Source organism: Paenibacillus melissococcoides (genome assembly GCA_944800085.1).
Taxonomy (GTDB): Bacteria; Bacillota; Bacilli; order Paenibacillales; family Paenibacillaceae; genus Paenibacillus_B; species Paenibacillus_B melissococcoides.
Genome location: CALYLO010000005.1, coordinates 414,247 through 431,581, shown reverse-complemented (window position 1 = coordinate 431,581; position 17,335 = coordinate 414,247). Strand labels below are relative to the sequence as shown.

Genomic DNA, 17,335 nt, shown 5'->3' with positions numbered 1-17,335 from the left:
GCCGCAACAGCGCAAGAGGCTGCAATCAGGCTTGCTGTCATGAATGTATGTAGGCTTCGAGAAAAGCGGATAAATCCGCAAGCCCTTCCGGCCGCAGCGCGATCCGCTGCACCTTGCCGTTCCAGTACGTTCGGATATATCCCGCAGAGCGCAGGACTGCCAGATGATGCTTGAGCGCTCCCGTCGAGAGCGGAATATATTTCTGGATCTCTGCGAACGTATACGGCTTCTGTCCGACCAGACGCAAGATGCGCAGCCGCTTCTCGTCCGCCAATGCTTCGGTCATGCGGCGCAGGTTGTGCGACGGGACCATCAGATCCGGTTCCGGCTTGTCCACCGGGTATAGGACGAGAATCCGTCTTCGGAACGTACAATTATTATTAATGGGACGATAGTGCCACATCGGGGCAAGAATCACTTCGTCAACCGAATCATGCTCCGGGATGACGACGCCGTTCGTGGCCAGCTCGATGAGATCCTGCGGCTTTATTTTGTCCAATAACCGCCGCTTCTCTTCCGCGTCATGCAGAAGTATCGGTTCCCATTCCGGAAGCGAGTGACGGATATAGTGTTCATACCAGAATCGGAGCGCCGGAACATACAGCTCCAGGCAGCGTTCCAGCCGGAAGGAGGGGAGGCGCAGGCCATTCTCTTGTCTGACTCTGTCCCACTCGTCTGGTGTCAGCCGTTCCAGCTGCTCGAGATAGGAAGGAATATCGTTGTGATTCCGCTCCAGCGCCAGCGCGTAGAGCATGTCGAAGTCGCTTAACGAATGCTTCCGGATCTTCTCGCTGTACGCATTCCATTGCGGAGGGAGCTGCTGTTCGATGCTGCGCGCCCATTCCATTCCGTTGTCTACGTTGCGGATGCACTTGCGGTGAACGAACAACATAAAGCTTCCAATAAGTTCATATACCGATGAATAGCCGATACGAACATGGTAGGTCATGCCTTACGGAGCCCCCTTGGATAACATTGCGTTACTCTATCATTATGAATTGTGTTGCATCCTATTGTCTACTATAATGTTGAAATGTTGGTGTCAAATGAAGCTTGCGGGAGGCGGCCGCGCGCCGCATGCTTCAAGCGTTCAAATCATAGTTTTGTGGAGGAAAGTCCATGTCAGCAAGGCGTTTCACTACGAGTTCTCCAAGCATGCAATTTTTCATTCTTATTATTGTTGTCACATTTACCGGATTGAGTCAAGGGATGCTGCTCCCGCTCTTAACGATCTTCCTGGAGCGGATGGGCGTTCCTTCCGATCTGAATGCGCTGAATGCGACGGCTTTGTACGTCGGCGTATTCGCGATGATGTTCGCCGTCGAACGGATCCTGCTCCGGGTGGGATACAAGCGGATGCTTCTCGGCGGGCTCATCGTCGTAACGGCAGCGATCGTGCTGTTCCCGCTGCTGCCCAATATCTATGTCTGGTTCGCGCTTCGGATGATTGTCGGCCTGGGGGACAGCGCGCTCCATTACGCGACCCAGCTGTGGGCGGTCTCCGTCAGCCCGGCTCACCGGCGCGGACGGAATATTTCGCTGTACGGGATGGCCTATGGGCTGGGCTTCAGCTTCGGTCCGCTCGGCATAAATCTGCTCCGCGTGCATGATTCCGCGCCGTTCCTGGTGATGGCCGCGCTGTTCCTCGTTGTCATCGGACTGGTTATGTTCGTGCTGCCGAATCAGCCGGTGGAAGGCTTGCATGAAGGCGCCCGTCCCGAGAAGCGGTATGCCCGCTCTTATCAATGGGCTTGGTTCGCGCTGCTGCCCGCTTTCTTGTACGGCTATATGGAAGCCTCGATGAACAGCAACTTCCCGATTTATGCGCTCCGCATCGGCCTTGAGGAGCATTGGATCTCGTACCTGCTGCCGTTCTTCGGCATCGGCGGCCTTATCCTGCAGCTTCCGCTCGGCATACTGAGCGACAAGCTGGACCGCAAAAAGGTGCTGATGGCTTGCGGTCTGACCGGAGGAGCGGGATTTCTCCTCATCCCGTTCGCCGGCACGAGCGTCTGGGGAATTTTGATTCTCTTTCTGCTGGTCGGCGGGTTGGTCGGCTCCTTTTTCTCGCTTGGCCTGGCCTATGCCGCGGATATTTTGCCGAAGGCTTACCTGCCTTCCGCGAATGTGATCGCATCCGTTCACTTCAGTCTGGGCAGCATTATCGGGCCGAATCTGGCCGGCTTGGGGCTGCAGTATGTGTCGATGGGCAGCATGTTCTACTTGCTTGGCCTCTGGTACATCGGCTTCTCGCTGCTCGGCTTGATCTTCAAGCGGCAGGCAAAAACGCTTGCAAGTTAGGCCTCATCTTCCTTACACTTATAAATATATGTTCACAAGCGTGCAAGCCGATTTTTGGAACAGTCCAAAAGGAAAGACAAACGGAAAGCCTTCTACGGATAGAGAGGAGTCTATGCCATGATTAAAGTAGAACGTCTGGTCAAGCGGTATCCGCCGGCCCCCCCGATATTGGATCGGCTGAGCTTCGAGCTCGAGCCCGGCGAGTTCGTCGGCGTCATCGGCGCAAGCGGCAGCGGCAAGTCGACGCTGCTCAAATGCATCGCGATGAGGGAGAGCTGGACGAGCGGCAAGTATAACGTCGACGGCGTCAATATTTTCGAGAATCAGGTCAACGGCAAGCGCAAGGTGATGCGCGAGTTCGCTTATCTGGAACAGAATCCGGTCCTCAATCTGAATCGAAAAGTGCTGAAGAACGTGCTCATCGGGCGCTTCCATCAGACGCCGCTCTGGCGGATGGCTCTCGGCATTGTCCGTTCGGACGATTATATGGGGGCGATGGACACGCTTGAGATGCTCGGCTTATTGGACAAGGCGCATGAGCAGACAAGCAAGCTCAGCGGCGGGGAGCGCCAGCGTGTCGCCATCGCGCGCGCCCTCGTGCACGGGGCTAACGTTCTCTTGGCGGACGAGCCCGTGCTCGGCCTGGATCCGAAGGCCGCCGAGTCGGTGCTGGAGACGTTCCGCGGCTTGTGCCAGCGGGAGCGGAAGATCGTGATCGCCGTCTTCCATCAGGCCGAGCTGGCCGAGAAGTACGCGACCCGCATCTGGGGAATGAAGGAAGGGCGGATCGCGGTCGACGTGAAGGGACGCCGCCTGCTCCAATCGGAGAAGGCGCTTCTACAGTAATGCGTTTGCGGAATGCCGCTTAGGCGAATGTCACGCCGCGCCTCCCCTTGCATATATTGGGATTATGACCAAGGATGAAGCGAGGGGATAGGGATGAGCACATCAACGGAAGCGGATGCCACGACGATGTATCCGCTGCCGGTCCAGGTGGATACGTATGTCATCCGCAGACCGAAGCTGACCGTCTACGTGCCTCAGATTCGCGGCCGTGACGGGGAAGAAGCGGTATCCCGCATGAATCAGGCGATCCACCGCCAGGCGGTCCGGCTCATTCGGATGACCGGATACGGCGAAGCGCCGGACACGGAGGTAACGGGCTCCTACGAGATCAAGCTGAATGAGCGCCATTATATCAGCCTCACTCTCATCGTATACGGATATACGGCGCATGCCGCGCACGGGATGACGTATCAGGCCGGGATGACGATGGATGTCCGGAACGGGCGGGAGCTGAAGCTGGCGGATCTGTTCAAGCCGGGAGCCCCTTATGTGAAGGTGCTGTCGGAGCAGGTAGCCGCCCAGATTCAAGCGCGCTACATTCCCGTATTGGAGCCGTTCACCGAGATTCGGCCGGATCAAGATTTTTATATGACAGACAAAGCGCTCGTCCTGTTCTTCGGCCTGTATGAGCTGGCTCCATACGCCTACGGCTTTCCATATTTCCCGATATCCATTTATACGTTGGAGGATATCAAGGCAGAGAATGGAATGATCGATGCGCTCTGGTATTAGAACGGGGGTTGTCATGGTATTGTCACCTTTCGGTGACAGTTTTTTTTTATAATGATGGAGTATGTATTCTGTTAAGATATAGTTATAATCAGGATAAATCTGAACCGATGAAAGAGTGATAAGCGGAATGACAATGCGGTGGATACGGAGCGTGTCGCTTCTTCTCTTCGCCTGTGTCCTGCTCAGCGGGTGCGAGTGGCTGCAGGATCCCAAATCGTTAATGAGTCCCCCCCGGCTTCCGGAGGATAAGGCAAAGATCATGACGATTATTTCCTCGCAGATGCCGAAGGGGGCCGAAATGTTGCGGCCAGCCAATGCCGAGGATGCCAGCCGCATACGGCTCGCCGATCTGAACAATGACGGGCGGGCGGATACGGCCATCGTATTTTACGAGACGCCGGACAAGGATGTGCGCCTGCACGGACTCGTCTTCCATAGTGACGGAGAGACGTGGAACAAGGTGGTCGAGTTCGATGGGGTAGGGGTCAGCTTAGATCGGGTCGAGCTCGTGGACTTGACCCATGACAACAGGCTGGATCTCGTCGTCGGCTATGGAGGCAGCGACAAGGATCTGAATAAAGGATTGGTCGTCTACACGTTCACGCAGGACGGCATCGTCAAAATCTTCGAGCAGCCCTATTCCCAGTTCGTCATCGATGATCTGAACGGGGACGGGAAGAACCAGTTATACATCGTCAATAACCGCCGCGAGATGCCGCCGGTGCTGACCATGTATGATTTCAAGGACGGGAAAATGGCCAAGCAGAATGAATTGACGCTGGACAAAGACGTGAATACGTATACGAATATGATTTCAGGCTATATCAGCAAGAACCAAAAAGGAATTGTGCTTGATGCAATGGCTGGAGCCAATTACGGCGTAACGGATATTATCAAGTTGACACAGGATAATCAGCTCGTCTCTGTCCTGCCGGAAGAGATGGCGATCAAGCCGTATAACATCTCCAGCGGTGACATGAATGGAGACGGCATCATCGAGATCGCGATTCCCGAGAGGCCGCCGGGCTGGGATATTTATGCATCGTACGATGTTCCGTACTTCACGGGTTACTATCAGTGGGACGAGAAGAACGGGTTGAAGCTGGTCGAGAAACAGTACCGCGACTATCAGGATCGGTTCCAGCTGAAGCTGCCGACTTCATGGTATGGCCGGGTAACGATTGATACGAAGTCGAAGAAGGATGAATATATCCGGTTTATGGACATGCATACAAATGAGACGCTGGCCGAGATCAAGTTTTTCAACCCGGAATTGTGGGAGACGTACAAGGAGAAGTGGACCTATCTCAGCTCGTATGGAGATACCATTATCGGCGTATTCAGCAAGGAGCCGCTGATGCTGAACAGAGGCACCCCGAAGATTCCGGAGATCAACCGGGAAAGCAATGAATGAAAGAAGGAGACGGGAAGAGATGACGAAGATACTCATTCTGGAAGATGAAGAATCGATTCGCAGCTTTATAGTCATCAACCTGAAGCGCAACGGATTCGATGTGGTGGAGGCCGCCAACGGCAACGATGCCTACCAGATTCTTGTGAACGACAATACGATTGATATTGCGCTGCTCGACGTGATGGTTCCGGGCATTGACGGCTTTGAGGTATGCCGCCGCGTCCGCCAGTTCAATGAGCGGATGGGCATCATTTTCCTGACGGCCAAGGTTCAGGAGCAGGACAAGGTATACGCGTTGTCGGTCGGCGCCGACGATCATGTGAGCAAGCCGTTCAGTCCGACGGAGCTGGTGGCCCGCATTCAGTCTCTCCTGCGCCGGGTTAACGCCTATCAGCAGCCTACGCAGAAAGTCGTCTATCATTCGGGGCCGTTTACGCTCGATCTGATCGCGAAGCGGTTTACGAAGCATAATCAATCGATTGATCTGACTCCGACGGAGTTCTCGCTGGTGCAGTTCTTTATGGAGAAGGAAGATATGACATTGAGCCGCGATGTGCTGCTTGATTATGTATGGGGCAAAGATTATATGGGCGATCCGAAGATTGTCGATGTCAATATCCGCCGCCTGCGGCAGAAAATCGAGGATGAGCCTTCGTCGCCTAAATATTTGGAAACCGTCTGGGGACATGGATATAAATGGAAAGGTTCCTCTTCATGCTAAAGCCGGGAATACGGCGTTCCGTAGTAATGCACTATTTTATCGTCGTTTTTTTGACGATGCTTATTTTGGAGGCGATATTTCTTATCGCTGTCCGCTCCTATTATTATGATTCGATTTCTGCCCATATGTCGTCTCATTTGAGCGTGACGTCGTCGTTCTATCAGCCAGCTAACGCGGGCATCAATACAGAAGACCGAAGCTGGCTTCCCGTCCTGCTGAAGCAGTACAATCTGAAGACGGCGGAAGTGCAGATTCTGAGTCCGCAGGGCGAGGTGCTGATCTCGTCCAGTTACTTCCGGGTGGACAAGCCGGTCGCCACGGCCGACGTCATCAGCGCCCAGAGCGGCACGATGGGGCAGTGGATCGGCAAGCAGCCGGGGACGGGAGAGGCGGTCATGTCGATTGCGTCCCCGATCTATGCGAAGGGGGATATCGTCTATATCGTCCGTCTTGTCACTTCGCTGGATTTGGTCAATGCGCGCATTAACAGCATTGTGCTGCTCTCTGTTGTCATTTCGATCGCGGTTCTCATCGTCGTGCTCATCATCAGCATCGGCTTGGCGAATTCCATTGTGAAGCCGATTAATGAGATAACGAGCGCTTCCGCTCAAATGGCGAAGGGACGCTTCGATGTTCGCATCAAGGAAGAGTACAAGTATGAGATCGGCGAGCTGGCCCGGACGCTCAACTTCATGGCTCATGAGATCGTCCGCAGCAACCAGCTCAAGAACGACTTCGTCTCCTCAATCTCGCATGAGCTGCGCACGCCGCTTACCGGGATTAAGGGGTGGAGCGAGACGCTTCTCTCCGGACAGTTCGAGGAAGAAGAGAGCAAGCTGGGGATGAACGTCATCCTGAAGGAGACCGACCGGCTTATCGGGCTGGTCGAAGAGCTGCTTGACTTCTCCAAGCTGCAGGAGAACAAGCTGCAATTCAATTGGTCGCCGGTCTGCTTGTCGGGCGTGCTGGAGGAGACGGTGCTGCAGGTCAAAATGAAGGCAGAGCAGAAGCAGATTCATATTGAAGTGCGTTCCCGCGGCTCGGAGCAGCCTATCTCCGGCGATGCGAACCGGCTGAAGCAGGTCTTTCTCAATCTGATCGACAATGCGGTGAAGTTCTCTCCGAATGAATCGGTAATTACGGTCCATTCGACGTGGGACGAGGACAAGGTGGTCGTGCGCATCGTGGACCAGGGCATCGGCATCAGCAAGGAGCATTTGGCCAAAGTCATGGATAAGTTCTATCAGGTGAACCCGAGCCATGGCGGCACGGGCTTGGGCTTGGCCATTACGTACGAGCTGGTGAAGGCGCATCATGGCGACATGAGTATCGAGAGCAAACCGGATGTGGGCACGACGGTGATTGTGACGCTGCCGATTCATCAGCCGGCCGTAAGCGAACCGGAAGAAGAGAAACAGTAATCCTATGACTTTTTGTATAAAAGAATAAGACTTTTGTATAGATAACATATACAAAAGTCTTTTTTTATGGAAAATGGAAGATATGATATCTATGTTTGACAAAACCTACTATAATGAGATCGAACTTCATCGCAGGAAATGTCGCAAACCATCGCTTCATGTCATTGTCCAAGATTGTAATCCGTTAGTATTTTGAGACTGGGCTCTGGCGAGACAGAAATGAGAGCCGCCGAGCCAAACGGAGGCTGTTATGTTACGGACGATTCACCGGCAGATGATGGTCCGCATCATTGTGACCGTTATTGCCGCACTTGCTGTCATTTCATTTTTCTCCCATCAGGCGGTACAATCGATCATTCAGCGCAATATGACAGAGAATTATTTGAATCAGATGAAGCTGGCTGCGAACGAAGTGGATTCGGCGCTGCTTCATCATAAGAAATCGGTAGAAACGTTTTCCCGGTTTATTCGCGAGCTGTATCGGCTGTCGGATGACGTGCAGGCCGACGTCAGGAGCGCCACGAGGCTCTTTGCGGGCAGCCCTAACAAATTCGTCAACGGCTACTGGTTCATGGCGCAGTCGAATTATCGCAACCAGGGAAAGCACTTCATCTGGTACGGATATGACAAGAATGGCAGGCCTGTCGAGATCAAGAGCGGACAGCATGTCGATGCCTCGTCGCCCGTCTACGAGAGCAATTCGCGCTTCGATTACTATCATGGGGCAGTGAAGAGCGGGGGAACGCATATTACCGCCCCTTTTATCGATCCGTTTACACATCAGCCTATGCTGTCCATTAGCACCCCCGTATACGACGAGGAGGGGCTGCTGCTGGGCGTGGCCGGCATCGACATCCATTACAACGATTTGCAGCAGGTCGGCTTGCGGCTCAGTTTCCATCCTGGCAGCAAGACCTTGCTCATTACGAGAGACGGAGATCTGCTCTATGACCCGGATAAGCGGCATACGATCTTCGCCAATCTGTACCGGGATTTCGATGAAGATTTGATCCCGATTTTCGAGCAGGTCAAAAAAGATATCGAGCAGACTGCAGAGACGACATCCATGACCCGATATCAGGATACGAAAATGATTGTCTTTACAGTGGGTTTGAAAGAAGCGGACTGGATTGCGATGATTATGCTTCCGGCCGCGGTAATCGACTCCGTTCATTACCGCGTCGCTTGGGTGACGATCTGTACCTTCACGTTGGCTGCGGTTGTCGTCGCACTGCTTCTACATATGTGGATTCGCCGTCTCATTCACCGGCCTTTGTGCAGTCTGGTCGATGCCTCGTCCCGGCTTGCGAGAGGGGATTATAATGTGCGGGTGGAGCATGATCAGCACAATGAATTCCGGCTGCTCGCGGAGCATATGAACCGGATGACCGATTCGCTTCACAAGCAAGTGCAGCTCGAGCAGGAGATGAAGCGGATGGGCGCCTTGAAGGTTGTGGGCGAGATGGCGGCGGCCCTCAGCCATGAGATACGCAACCCGCTGACGACGGTCAAAGGATTTCTGCAGCTGCTCCGCAGCAAACCGGAGCATGCCAAGGAGCATGTTTATTTCGACACGATGATGGAAGAGATCGAGCGTGCGAACTCCATCATTACGGAATATTTGACATTGGCTCAGGATAAAGTCGTCGAATTCCGCAAGCAATCATTGAACGAGGTGATTACTCATATTTATCCGCTCGTGCAGGCGGCGGCGACGACGGATTGTCAGGAGATCCGGCTTGAGCTGAATCCGGTGCCGGAATTCGATATGGATGAAAAAGAAATTCGCCAACTGCTGCATAATCTGATCCGTAACGGGCTGGAGGCGATGGAAGCAAACCAGACGCTGACCGTTCGGACCTGGCATGATGAGTATGCGATACATCTTGAGGTCGAGGATGAAGGACTTGGCTTCGATACCGCGATATTGCAGTCGGCGGGAACCCCTTTCCTGACCACGAAAGCGGGCGGAACCGGCTTGGGGCTGTCCATCTGCTATCGTATCGTGCATCGTCACCGGGGAAGCATGGAAATCTCATCCGTTCCGGGGAAGACACTTATACATATCCGTTTTCCGCTTATTCCAGAGAAGCCTGATCCTGCTTAGTGAAGGGGAACGGCGGGAAGCGCGTGTTCAAAGACATGTGCTTCCCGTCATTTTATGCGTAAATATGTACATAATTATACATATTGGGGCGTTCAGACACATAAGCTTTGGAATAGGTGGAATATTCCAAAAAATAGATCGAAAATGGCGAAGGAAAGGGATGATGCTCCTCATAATCTGAGAAAACAGATGGTTGGCCTATCGAATGTGTACCAAAAAAAGGGGTGTTCATTGAAGTATTGAAGAAAAAATATGGAATTGCCGGCTCAGTCAAGCGATTGGATGAAAAACCGAAAATGTGCACATTTTAGTAATAAAGCGGTTGCCTTGCGACAATTGACTGCCGTTTATTTGTTCAATTGGTGAATTCCCCCGGAAAAGCGGCCATGCCAGCATCTTTTTTGTTCTGAACCATTGTATATCTATACATCATCATGTATAATTGGGAGCGACCGAAATCCTCCTATCATGGGAAGGAAGGATAATCAGAGAAGTGGGGATGAAGTATAGTGAGAACAATGAAGATTTTAGCGGTAAGTACGCTATTAATGGCCATCCTGGTTGGCTGCGGAGCCAAAGGAGATAGTTACGATAATATCATGAGCAAAAAGACGCTCGTTGTCGGCGTGAGCGCCGATTATCCGCCATTCGAGTTCCACAAGACGATAAACGGCAAGGATGAAATTGTCGGATTCGACATCGACTTGGCGAACGAGATTGCGAAGGATCTGGGCGTTGAACTAAAGGTCGATGATATGAAGTTCGAATCATTAATTGAAGCGCTGAATTCGGACAAGCTGGACATGGTTATCTCCGGTATGGATCCAACTCCGGAGCGGGCCAAGGCGGTAGATTTCTCTGATCCGTACTACCTGGCTGAGGCAGGCGTCATCGTGCGTGCCGCCGACAAGGACAAGTACAAGACTCCGGAAGATCTGAAAGGGATGAAGATCGGGGTTCAGAAAGGCTCGACTTTTGAGAATGTCATCTCACAGATTCCGGAAGCGCAGCCTGAATTGCTGGCCAAGGTAAGCGATCTTGTCTTGGCGCTGGAGTCGAACCGGATCGAGGCGGTCATCGTCGAGAAACCGGTCGCGAAGGCCTATGCCGCGAACCGTCCTGAACTGGAGATGTCGGATGCAGTCCTGCAGCCAGCGAGCGATGGCTATGTCATCGGCTTCCGCAAAGGCAGTCCGAAGATGGTCGAAGCCGCGAACAAGACAATTGCCCGCCTGAAATCGGAGGGCAAGCTGGACGAGTTCATTACGAAGGCGACCCAGATGGCGGAAGAGCAATAATGCCCGATACACGCGGGGAGAAAGAGGCGGCGCAAGCCGCTCTTTTTCGTTCTATCACATGACAGGCAGAGATTGGAAAGGGGAAGAGGCTGTTGTTGGACTGGCTCTCAATGCTATGGGAATATAAATGGGATTATTTATCCGGAGCCCAGATTACGGTGCTGCTCTCGCTGGTGGCGGTGCTCGCCGGCTTCGTGCTAGGCGTTATTATTGTTTTGATGAGGATTGGGCCTTTCAAGCCGTTGAATTGGTTCGCGGTCGTCTATATTGAGCTGCTTCGCGGCACGCCGCTGCTGGTGCAATTGTTTATTATTCATTTCGGACTGGCGCAGTTCGGCATCGAGTTCAGCAAATTCACATCCGGCGCGATCGCCGTCTCGATTAACAGCTCGGCTTATTTGGCGGAAATTTTCCGGTCAGGTATCCAGGCTGTGGATAGAGGGCAGGCGGAAGCGGCACGTTCGCTTGGCATGACCAAAGGCATGACGATGCGCTATATTATTTTGCCGCAGGCTTTCCGTACGGTCATTCCGGCGATTGGGAACGAGTTCGTGACCATTATCAAGGAGAGCTCGATTGTCAGCCTGATCGGAATCATGGACATTATGTTCCAGACGGATATTATCCGCAGCAAAACGTATACGGCTATGGGGCCGCTCCTTGGAGCAGCCATGATGTACCTCGTGCTGACGATTCCGTTGTCGAAGGCAATCGGCCTGCTGGAAAGGAAGTTGAAGAAGAATGATCGAAATTCGTGATCTGCATAAATCGTACGGAGAGCTGAACATTTTGAATGGCTTGAACATGACGATCGAGCAAGGGGAAGTCGTCGTTGTTATCGGGCCGAGCGGATCGGGGAAGAGCACCTTTCTCCGCTGTCTCAATCTATTGGAGACACCGACCGCGGGTGATATTTTGTTCGAAGGCATGAAAATTAATGATAAAAAGCATGATATTAATGCAACGCGCACCAAAATGGGCATGGTCTTCCAATCGTTCAACCTGTTCCCGCATATGTCGGTGATGGACAACATTACGCTGGCTCCGATTAAAGTGAAAGGGAAGAGCAAGGCGGAAGCGGAGGCGACCGCGATGGAACTCCTGAAGAAGGTCGGATTGGCCGACAAGGCATCCGCTTACCCTGACCAGCTGTCGGGCGGACAGAAGCAGCGCATTGCGATTGCGCGGGCATTGGCGATGGAGCCGCATGTCATGCTGTTCGACGAGCCGACATCCGCCCTGGATCCCGAGATGGTCGGCGAAGTGCTGGAAGTCATGAAGTCGCTCGCCCGAGACGGGATGACGATGGTTATCGTAACGCATGAGATGGGATTTGCTCGCGAGGTCGGAGATCGCATCGTATTCATGGATGGCGGGCATATCGTCGAGCAGGGAACGCCGCAGCAGTTGTTCTCGGCGCCGCAGCACCCCCGTACGCAGGAATTCCTCGGACAGGTTCTCTAATGCTCGCGAACGGGCATAACTAAAAGTAGATGGAAACGGCTAACCATTGACCGCTCCAAGGCCGCAACCAGCCGGGACTTCCGGCTGGTTTTTGTATAGGCCACCGAAAAGTGAAGAAAGTAACGTTTCCTCATCATGTGAAAAGGAAGCTTCGCACCTAATCCCCTTCTTGTTTCGGATGTAATTCCCTTGCCTTATATGCACATTATCCCAATAGAACAGATAGCGGAAAGACTCTGTGCTGGGCTCTTATAAGTATTATCCCACTGGAGCAGCAGGTAGCGGATGACTCTTTTTGGTCACTTATAAGCAGTATCCCCATCAAGCAGGAGAAATCAGGAGAATTGGCCCATGAACAATGGAATCTTATGCACTGAAGCTGCCCAATAACAGGGAAACCTGACGTATGGGGAGAGTGACCCAAAGGCTGCAAGACACCTGACGGGCAGGGCGAGAGGCTCATAGACGGCGAGACCCCTGATGGAGCGGGAGATTGCTCAAAAGCGGCGTAGCACCAGTTGATTGGGCATGTCCAATAATAGGAAGGGCCAAAACTGTTTACAAATTTGTAATCTATGATATAGTAATAATCGCTGGTTACAATTTTGTTACATACCTGTTCCCTTTTGAACCGGATGAAGCGCTTTTATACGTCGTTTTGGCCCAGTTTAAAGGCTATCGAGGCATGTTATTGTTTGATTGCCATTAACTGCATGCGCATAGGTTACAAAATTGTGATATGATGCAACTCGAGCCGAACATTGTACGGGGGATGATTGACCGGTGTTCATTTCGCAACGGGATGAGCGCCTTGGGGTGAATCAGAGCTGGTGGATCGCCAGCATGTAGGGTACTCCTTGACCCGAATCCGACAACTAACCTCGCAGGCTATCTTAAGGAGGAACATGCACTATATGCGGAAAAGAATGACACTCAAGCTTGGAGCGGCATTGCTGGGATTGAATCTTGTATTTCAAATGATGCCGGTTTATGCCGAACCCTACATCGCTCAGGAAGGTGATACCTTCTACTCGCTTGCCAAGAAGCATCAAATTGATCTGGATGTCTTGATGAAGGCGAACCCTAACATCGATCCGAAGAATATTTACGGAGGGCTGAAGCTGGAGCTTCCGAAAAAGACCTTGCAAGGTCTTGCAGTGGAAGAAGAGAGCCCTGCATTGATTGAAGCCGATATGGATGAGGCCGCATCGGAAGCGGATAAGGCTGAAGCACCAGCGGACAAGCCAGCGGCTGCCGAAAAGGCAGCGGCACCGGCAGCGAAGCCGCAAGCCCAGGTGAAAGCGAAGCAGGTTGCGACAGCGGCGAACAAGAACGTAATTACGGTCTCCGGCAAGGAGATGACATATAAAAAGAAAGTAAACATGAAAGCCACTGCATATACGGCCCATGCGAGTGAAAACGGAAAATGGGGCGCTGTCGATTACTTCGGCAACCCATTGAAGCTGGGTACGGTAGCCGTTGATCCGAAGGTCATTCCATTGGGAACGAAGCTGTTCATTACCGGCTATCAGTTCAAGCATCTGCCCCAAGGCGGATTCATCGCGGAAGCCCGCGATATCGGCGGCGCCATCAATGGCAACAAGATCGATATTTTCGTTCCGGTTAGCAAGCAGACCGGCAGCACTTTCGGCATTCAAAATGTCGAAGTGTACATTATGTCTTAATTCATATCAGCATAGGTTCACCCCCTGTCCATATAGCGGCAGGGGGTGTTTTTGCGTTCGGCGCGGTTTCAATTGTCTTTCTTATCCTTGCGATCCTGCAGCAGCTCCGGTACGGTGACGAAGCGGTAACGCTGCTTCTTCAATTCCTTTATAATGGAGGGAAGCGCTTTGACCGTTCCTTGCAAGTAATGGTTTTGCTTGCTTCCTCCCGCATGTTGAAGCACGATTGAACCGGGTCTGACACCGCTTATTACGTTGTCATATACTTCCTTGGCGTCCAAGCCGCGCCAGTCGTTGGAATCGACGTCCCAATTGACGACCAGATAGCCGTGATCCCCAGCCCATTTCAACTGCTCTTCATTGATCTCTCCGAAGGGAGGACGATAGAATCTTGGCTTGTAACCGATAATCTCTTCAATGACCCGTTCCGCATCCTTCACTTGCTGCTCGAAGGCAGGCAGCGACAGCTTCGTCATTAACGGATGGCTATAAGAATGATTGCCGATAATATGGCCTTCCCGGACAATTCGCCGAACCAGCTCGGGATGGGCTTTGGCCCGAGAGCCCACGAGGAAGAAGGTCGCGCGAATGTTATGCTCCCGCAAAATATCCAGCACAAGCGGAGTGATCCGGTTATCAGGGACATCATCGAAGGTAAGGGCAACTCGGCGAAGTCCGCGCTTGGAGCCATGAAGCTTGAAAATATGCGGGTACTTCATTCGAAGCTGGGCCAGGCTTAAATGGCGCTGGCTTATTCCGGTTTTCGTATTTTGCGAAGCGGATTGGGCTGGCTCCGGGAGCGGCGTCTCCTTTGGCTTCATGGCGGATTTCTGTTCTGCGTCCTTCTGTACCAAGGTGTCGGAACGGAGCTTTTCATTGGCGGCTTCCTTGCGGGCAGAGCCCTTCATCGTCAAGCGGAACTTGGGCAAAGGCAGAGGCTGATGAGGGCGCGGGCGCGGCTTGTCCTGCAGGACGAAGGAGATCGTGCGTTTGCCCGTCTCGGGCCGTCCTTCCAATTCATGGAGCGGCTGTCTCGATGCCATCCCCAACTCCGCAGATGGCTGGTTCGTTTCCAACGAGTTCAGCTTCGGATCCGGGGCAGCCTGATGCGAGCGCGGAAAGCAGCCGGCCACTCCTACCAGGCACACCAGCAGACAGCATATCTGTTTTGTGCGCAATGATCTTCCTCCCTTCCCGATTACACCTGTCTTCTTGTTATGTCCGTTCTGGCGCCGATTTATGCCCAACGTGACCTGCATCACAGATGAATGGCGCCGTTACAGGCATAGTAGAATTGCTAAAGGTGAACAAAGGAGCAGAGACGTGCATAAGATTCTTTCCAACAATCAGATAGCTCAAGATGTTTATCTCATGACAGTAGAAGGCGCTTTTGCAGGCCGGATGGGGCAATTCTATATGCTCCGGGCATGGAACCATTATCCGGTTCTGTCCCGCCCGATCAGTATTCACAATTTGGAGCCGGACTCTATCCAGTTTTTGTACAAAGCCGGCGGCGAAGGAACGGCCCGGTTCGCCAGTCTTCGCCCGGGCGATACGATTCAACTGGAGGGGCCTTTTGGCAACGGGTTTCCCGAAGTGGAGGGGAAGACCGCGTTAGTTGGCGGAGGCATCGGCATCGCGCCCCTGCTCTACACGGCGAGACAGCTCGACAAGCCGGATATTTATCTCGGATTCCGGGCGGCGTCCTATATGACGGAAGCGTTCGTTCCCTATGCGCGCGAGCTTGTCGTCCGAGTCGATGCGGATCTGCTGCATGATGTCGATATGAAGAAATACGACAATATTATTGTATGCGGACCGCTAGGGATGATGGAGGCGGCAGCCCGCATGGCGGAAGGGTTGGAGACGAAGCTGTTCGTGTCTCTGGAGAAAAGAATGGCTTGCGGCATCGGAGCCTGCTACGGCTGCTCCGTGCGTACGGCAAGCGGCAACCGCAAGGTCTGCTCAGACGGACCGGTATTTCAGGCACAGGAGGTGGCGTGGAATGAGAAGCTTAGCGTGTAAAGTGGCGGGGATCGAATTCAAAAACCCGCTTGTCATGGCTTCCGGCACATTCGGCTTCGGGCAGGAATATGCCCGATACTATGATATCAATCAGCTTGGCGGCATCGCCTCCAAAGGACTGACCTTGCAACCGCGTCCGGGGAACGAGGGAACGCGCATATGGGAGACCGCGAGCGGCATACTGAATAGTGTAGGCTTGGAAAATCCGGGCGTCGATGCGTTTCTTCAGGAAGAGATGAAGTTCTGGGAGAAGATAGAACCGGTCAAAATCGCGAATCTTGGCGGAAGCACGATCGAGGATTATGTGCTTGGCGCGTTGAAGATTACGAAGGATGCCGAGGAGCGCCGCAAATTGAGCCGGCCCGCGGTCGATATGATCGAATTGAATATATCATGCCCCAATGTGAAGGAGGGCGGCATGGCCTTTGGAATTCGGACCGAGGTCGCCAGGGAAGTGATTCGCGAGGTTCGCCAGGTCACTTCGCTCCCGTTGGCGGTAAAGCTGTCGCCGAATGCGGAGAATGTCGTCGATATGGCGGTCATGTGCGAGGAAGAGGGAGCGGAATGCGTGTCCCTCGTCAATACCTTTTCCGGAATGAAAATTGACATCTACCAGCGGCGCAGCGTGTTCCAGAACACGTATGCGGGGCTGTCCGGCCCGGCGATCAAGCCGATCGCGTTGCGCATGGTTCACCAAGTCGCGCAGGCGGTCACGATTCCCGTTATGGGGATGGGCGGCATTTCCTCCTCGGAAGATATCATCGAATTTATTATGGCGGGAGCCGAAGTGGTGCAGATCGGAACGTACAACTTCATGAATCTGCGGGCAGGCGAAGATCTGCTGAACGGTCTGACGGAGTTCATGGAAAAAGAGAATATTCACAGTTTGGATGAAATCCGGGGAATTATTTCATGACCGGGGCCTATAATGATGCGGCTCCCCCTGGAGAAGATATCCGGGTCGAGGCGATTCGGCAAGGCCGGGATTGGCTGTTCCTGCTGAGCGGGGGAGACGCTCATATCGGCGCCGTATCGACCTCGTGGAAGGAAGCGGGGCAGTGGAAGGTCACCACGCATGCCGTTCCCGGACATCGGGAGGACGAGCTTGCCGCCGCCATGGCCCTTCGCGCCTCGGAAGCGCTAGGGACCACCGTAACCGTCGCCGCCGGCATTCATTACGACCAATTGCGGAAGGAGCATATCGCGTTGGTCGTGGAGCAGGCGTGGCTGAGATTCACAACCGAATTGGACCGGGTTCGCCGGGAAGTCTGATTCATCATGCCGGAGCCGCTTTGGCGGCCCCGGTATTTTTTTAGATACA

The 17,335-nt window shown here is 53.2% G+C and carries 16 protein-coding genes and 1 riboswitch; of the genes, 14 read left to right on the top strand and 2 right to left on the bottom strand.

Annotated features, from left to right (window positions below):
• Positions 1-37: 37 nt before the first annotated feature.
• Positions 38-949, bottom strand: a complete 912-nt coding sequence (locus OCY70_RS19875) for an ArsR/SmtB family transcription factor (protein WP_213426331.1) — start codon at positions 947-949, stop codon at positions 38-40.
• Between the two features lie 206 nt (positions 950-1,155).
• On the opposite strand from OCY70_RS19875, the gene OCY70_RS19870 reads away from it, so the two are divergent.
• The 11 genes from OCY70_RS19870 to OCY70_RS19820 all read left to right on the top strand — a co-directional run bounded on the left by OCY70_RS19870 (position 1,156) and on the right by OCY70_RS19820 (position 13,989).
• Complete coding sequence (locus tag OCY70_RS19870; protein ID WP_213426332.1) at positions 1,156-2,301, top strand: MFS transporter; 1,146 nt, start codon at positions 1,156-1,158, stop codon at positions 2,299-2,301.
• Between the two features lie 117 nt (positions 2,302-2,418).
• Positions 2,419-3,147: a phosphonate ABC transporter ATP-binding protein gene (locus OCY70_RS19865; protein WP_213426333.1), complete on the top strand. Its 729-nt coding sequence runs from the start codon at positions 2,419-2,421 to the stop codon at positions 3,145-3,147.
• A gap of 93 nt (positions 3,148-3,240) precedes the next feature.
• Positions 3,241-3,879, top strand: coding sequence for a DUF3298 and DUF4163 domain-containing protein (locus tag OCY70_RS19860; protein WP_213426334.1), 639 nt, complete (start codon positions 3,241-3,243; stop codon positions 3,877-3,879).
• Positions 3,880-4,012: 133 nt separating this feature from the next.
• Positions 4,013-5,293 carry a hypothetical protein gene (locus tag OCY70_RS19855; protein ID WP_261945116.1) on the top strand — a complete coding sequence of 427 codons (1,281 nt, stop codon included), beginning with the start codon at positions 4,013-4,015 and terminating at the stop codon, positions 5,291-5,293.
• Between the two features lie 19 nt (positions 5,294-5,312).
• Positions 5,313-6,014, top strand: a complete 702-nt coding sequence (locus tag OCY70_RS19850; protein ID WP_213426335.1) for a response regulator transcription factor — start codon at positions 5,313-5,315, stop codon at positions 6,012-6,014.
• A 26-nt stretch (positions 6,015-6,040) separates the two neighbouring features.
• Entirely contained in the window at positions 6,041-7,435 is a 1,395-nt protein-coding gene (locus OCY70_RS19845; RefSeq protein ID WP_249724478.1) for a sensor histidine kinase, read from the top strand.
• 250 nt (positions 7,436-7,685) lie between these two features.
• Positions 7,686-9,542, top strand: coding sequence for an ATP-binding protein (locus tag OCY70_RS19840; protein WP_213426337.1), 1,857 nt, complete (start codon positions 7,686-7,688; stop codon positions 9,540-9,542).
• 518 nt (positions 9,543-10,060) lie between these two features.
• A complete protein-coding gene (locus OCY70_RS19835) occupies positions 10,061-10,840 on the top strand; it encodes a transporter substrate-binding domain-containing protein (RefSeq protein ID WP_213426398.1) in 780 nt (259 codons plus the stop codon).
• 92 nt (positions 10,841-10,932) lie between these two features.
• Positions 10,933-11,598, top strand: coding sequence for an amino acid ABC transporter permease (locus OCY70_RS19830; RefSeq protein WP_213426338.1), 666 nt, complete (start codon positions 10,933-10,935; stop codon positions 11,596-11,598).
• Positions 11,582-12,304 carry an amino acid ABC transporter ATP-binding protein gene (locus OCY70_RS19825; RefSeq protein ID WP_213426339.1) on the top strand — a complete coding sequence of 241 codons (723 nt, stop codon included), beginning with the start codon at positions 11,582-11,584 and terminating at the stop codon, positions 12,302-12,304. Before OCY70_RS19830 ends, OCY70_RS19825 begins: the two co-directional genes overlap by 17 nt.
• A 742-nt stretch (positions 12,305-13,046) precedes the next feature.
• A riboswitch (cyclic di-AMP (ydaO/yuaA leader) is annotated at positions 13,047-13,210 on the top strand.
• A gap of 8 nt (positions 13,211-13,218) precedes the next feature.
• Positions 13,219-13,989, top strand: coding sequence for a 3D domain-containing protein (locus OCY70_RS19820; RefSeq protein WP_261945115.1), 771 nt, complete (start codon positions 13,219-13,221; stop codon positions 13,987-13,989).
• Between the two features lie 68 nt (positions 13,990-14,057).
• Here OCY70_RS19820 and OCY70_RS19815 read toward each other — a convergent pair whose 3' ends face one another.
• Positions 14,058-15,167, bottom strand: coding sequence for a polysaccharide deacetylase family protein (locus tag OCY70_RS19815; protein WP_213426341.1), 1,110 nt, complete (start codon positions 15,165-15,167; stop codon positions 14,058-14,060).
• 145 nt (positions 15,168-15,312) lie between these two features.
• Between OCY70_RS19815 and OCY70_RS19810 the strand changes: the two genes are divergently transcribed.
• The 3 genes from OCY70_RS19810 to lpdD are packed head-to-tail and all read left to right on the top strand — an operon-like array spanning position 15,313 to position 17,286.
• Positions 15,313-16,014, top strand: a complete 702-nt coding sequence (locus OCY70_RS19810; RefSeq protein WP_213426342.1) for a dihydroorotate dehydrogenase electron transfer subunit — start codon at positions 15,313-15,315, stop codon at positions 16,012-16,014.
• Positions 15,995-16,930, top strand: coding sequence for a dihydroorotate dehydrogenase (locus tag OCY70_RS19805; protein ID WP_213426343.1), 936 nt, complete (start codon positions 15,995-15,997; stop codon positions 16,928-16,930). Before OCY70_RS19810 ends, OCY70_RS19805 begins: the two co-directional genes overlap by 20 nt.
• Positions 16,927-17,286, top strand: a complete 360-nt coding sequence (lpdD, locus tag OCY70_RS19800) for a prenylated flavin chaperone LpdD (protein ID WP_213426344.1) — start codon at positions 16,927-16,929, stop codon at positions 17,284-17,286. The genes OCY70_RS19805 and lpdD overlap by 4 nt, the downstream gene beginning before the upstream one ends.
• Positions 17,287-17,335: the final 49 nt, after the last annotated feature.

Excerpts from the sequence above, each read along its gene's own strand:
- OCY70_RS19820 (WP_261945115.1), top strand. The coding sequence starts at position 13,219 with ATGCGGAAAAGAATGACACTCAAGCTTGGAGCGGCATTGCTGGGATTG.
- OCY70_RS19850 (WP_213426335.1), top strand. The coding sequence starts at position 5,313 with ATGACGAAGATACTCATTCTGGAAGATGAAGAATCGATTCGCAGCTTT.
- OCY70_RS19855 (WP_261945116.1), top strand. The coding sequence starts at position 4,013 with ATGCGGTGGATACGGAGCGTGTCGCTTCTTCTCTTCGCCTGTGTCCTG.
- OCY70_RS19840 (WP_213426337.1), top strand. The coding sequence starts at position 7,686 with ATGTTACGGACGATTCACCGGCAGATGATGGTCCGCATCATTGTGACC.
- OCY70_RS19860 (WP_213426334.1), top strand. The coding sequence starts at position 3,241 with ATGAGCACATCAACGGAAGCGGATGCCACGACGATGTATCCGCTGCCG.
- OCY70_RS19805 (WP_213426343.1), top strand. The coding sequence starts at position 15,995 with ATGAGAAGCTTAGCGTGTAAAGTGGCGGGGATCGAATTCAAAAACCCG.
- OCY70_RS19870 (WP_213426332.1), top strand. The coding sequence starts at position 1,156 with ATGCAATTTTTCATTCTTATTATTGTTGTCACATTTACCGGATTGAGT.
- OCY70_RS19865 (WP_213426333.1), top strand. The coding sequence starts at position 2,419 with ATGATTAAAGTAGAACGTCTGGTCAAGCGGTATCCGCCGGCCCCCCCG.
- OCY70_RS19825 (WP_213426339.1), top strand. The coding sequence starts at position 11,582 with ATGATCGAAATTCGTGATCTGCATAAATCGTACGGAGAGCTGAACATT.
- OCY70_RS19845 (WP_249724478.1), top strand. The coding sequence starts at position 6,041 with ATGCACTATTTTATCGTCGTTTTTTTGACGATGCTTATTTTGGAGGCG.
- OCY70_RS19875 (WP_213426331.1), bottom strand. The coding sequence starts at position 949 with ATGACCTACCATGTTCGTATCGGCTATTCATCGGTATATGAACTTATT.
- OCY70_RS19835 (WP_213426398.1), top strand. The coding sequence starts at position 10,061 with ATGAAGATTTTAGCGGTAAGTACGCTATTAATGGCCATCCTGGTTGGC.
- lpdD (WP_213426344.1), top strand. The coding sequence starts at position 16,927 with ATGACCGGGGCCTATAATGATGCGGCTCCCCCTGGAGAAGATATCCGG.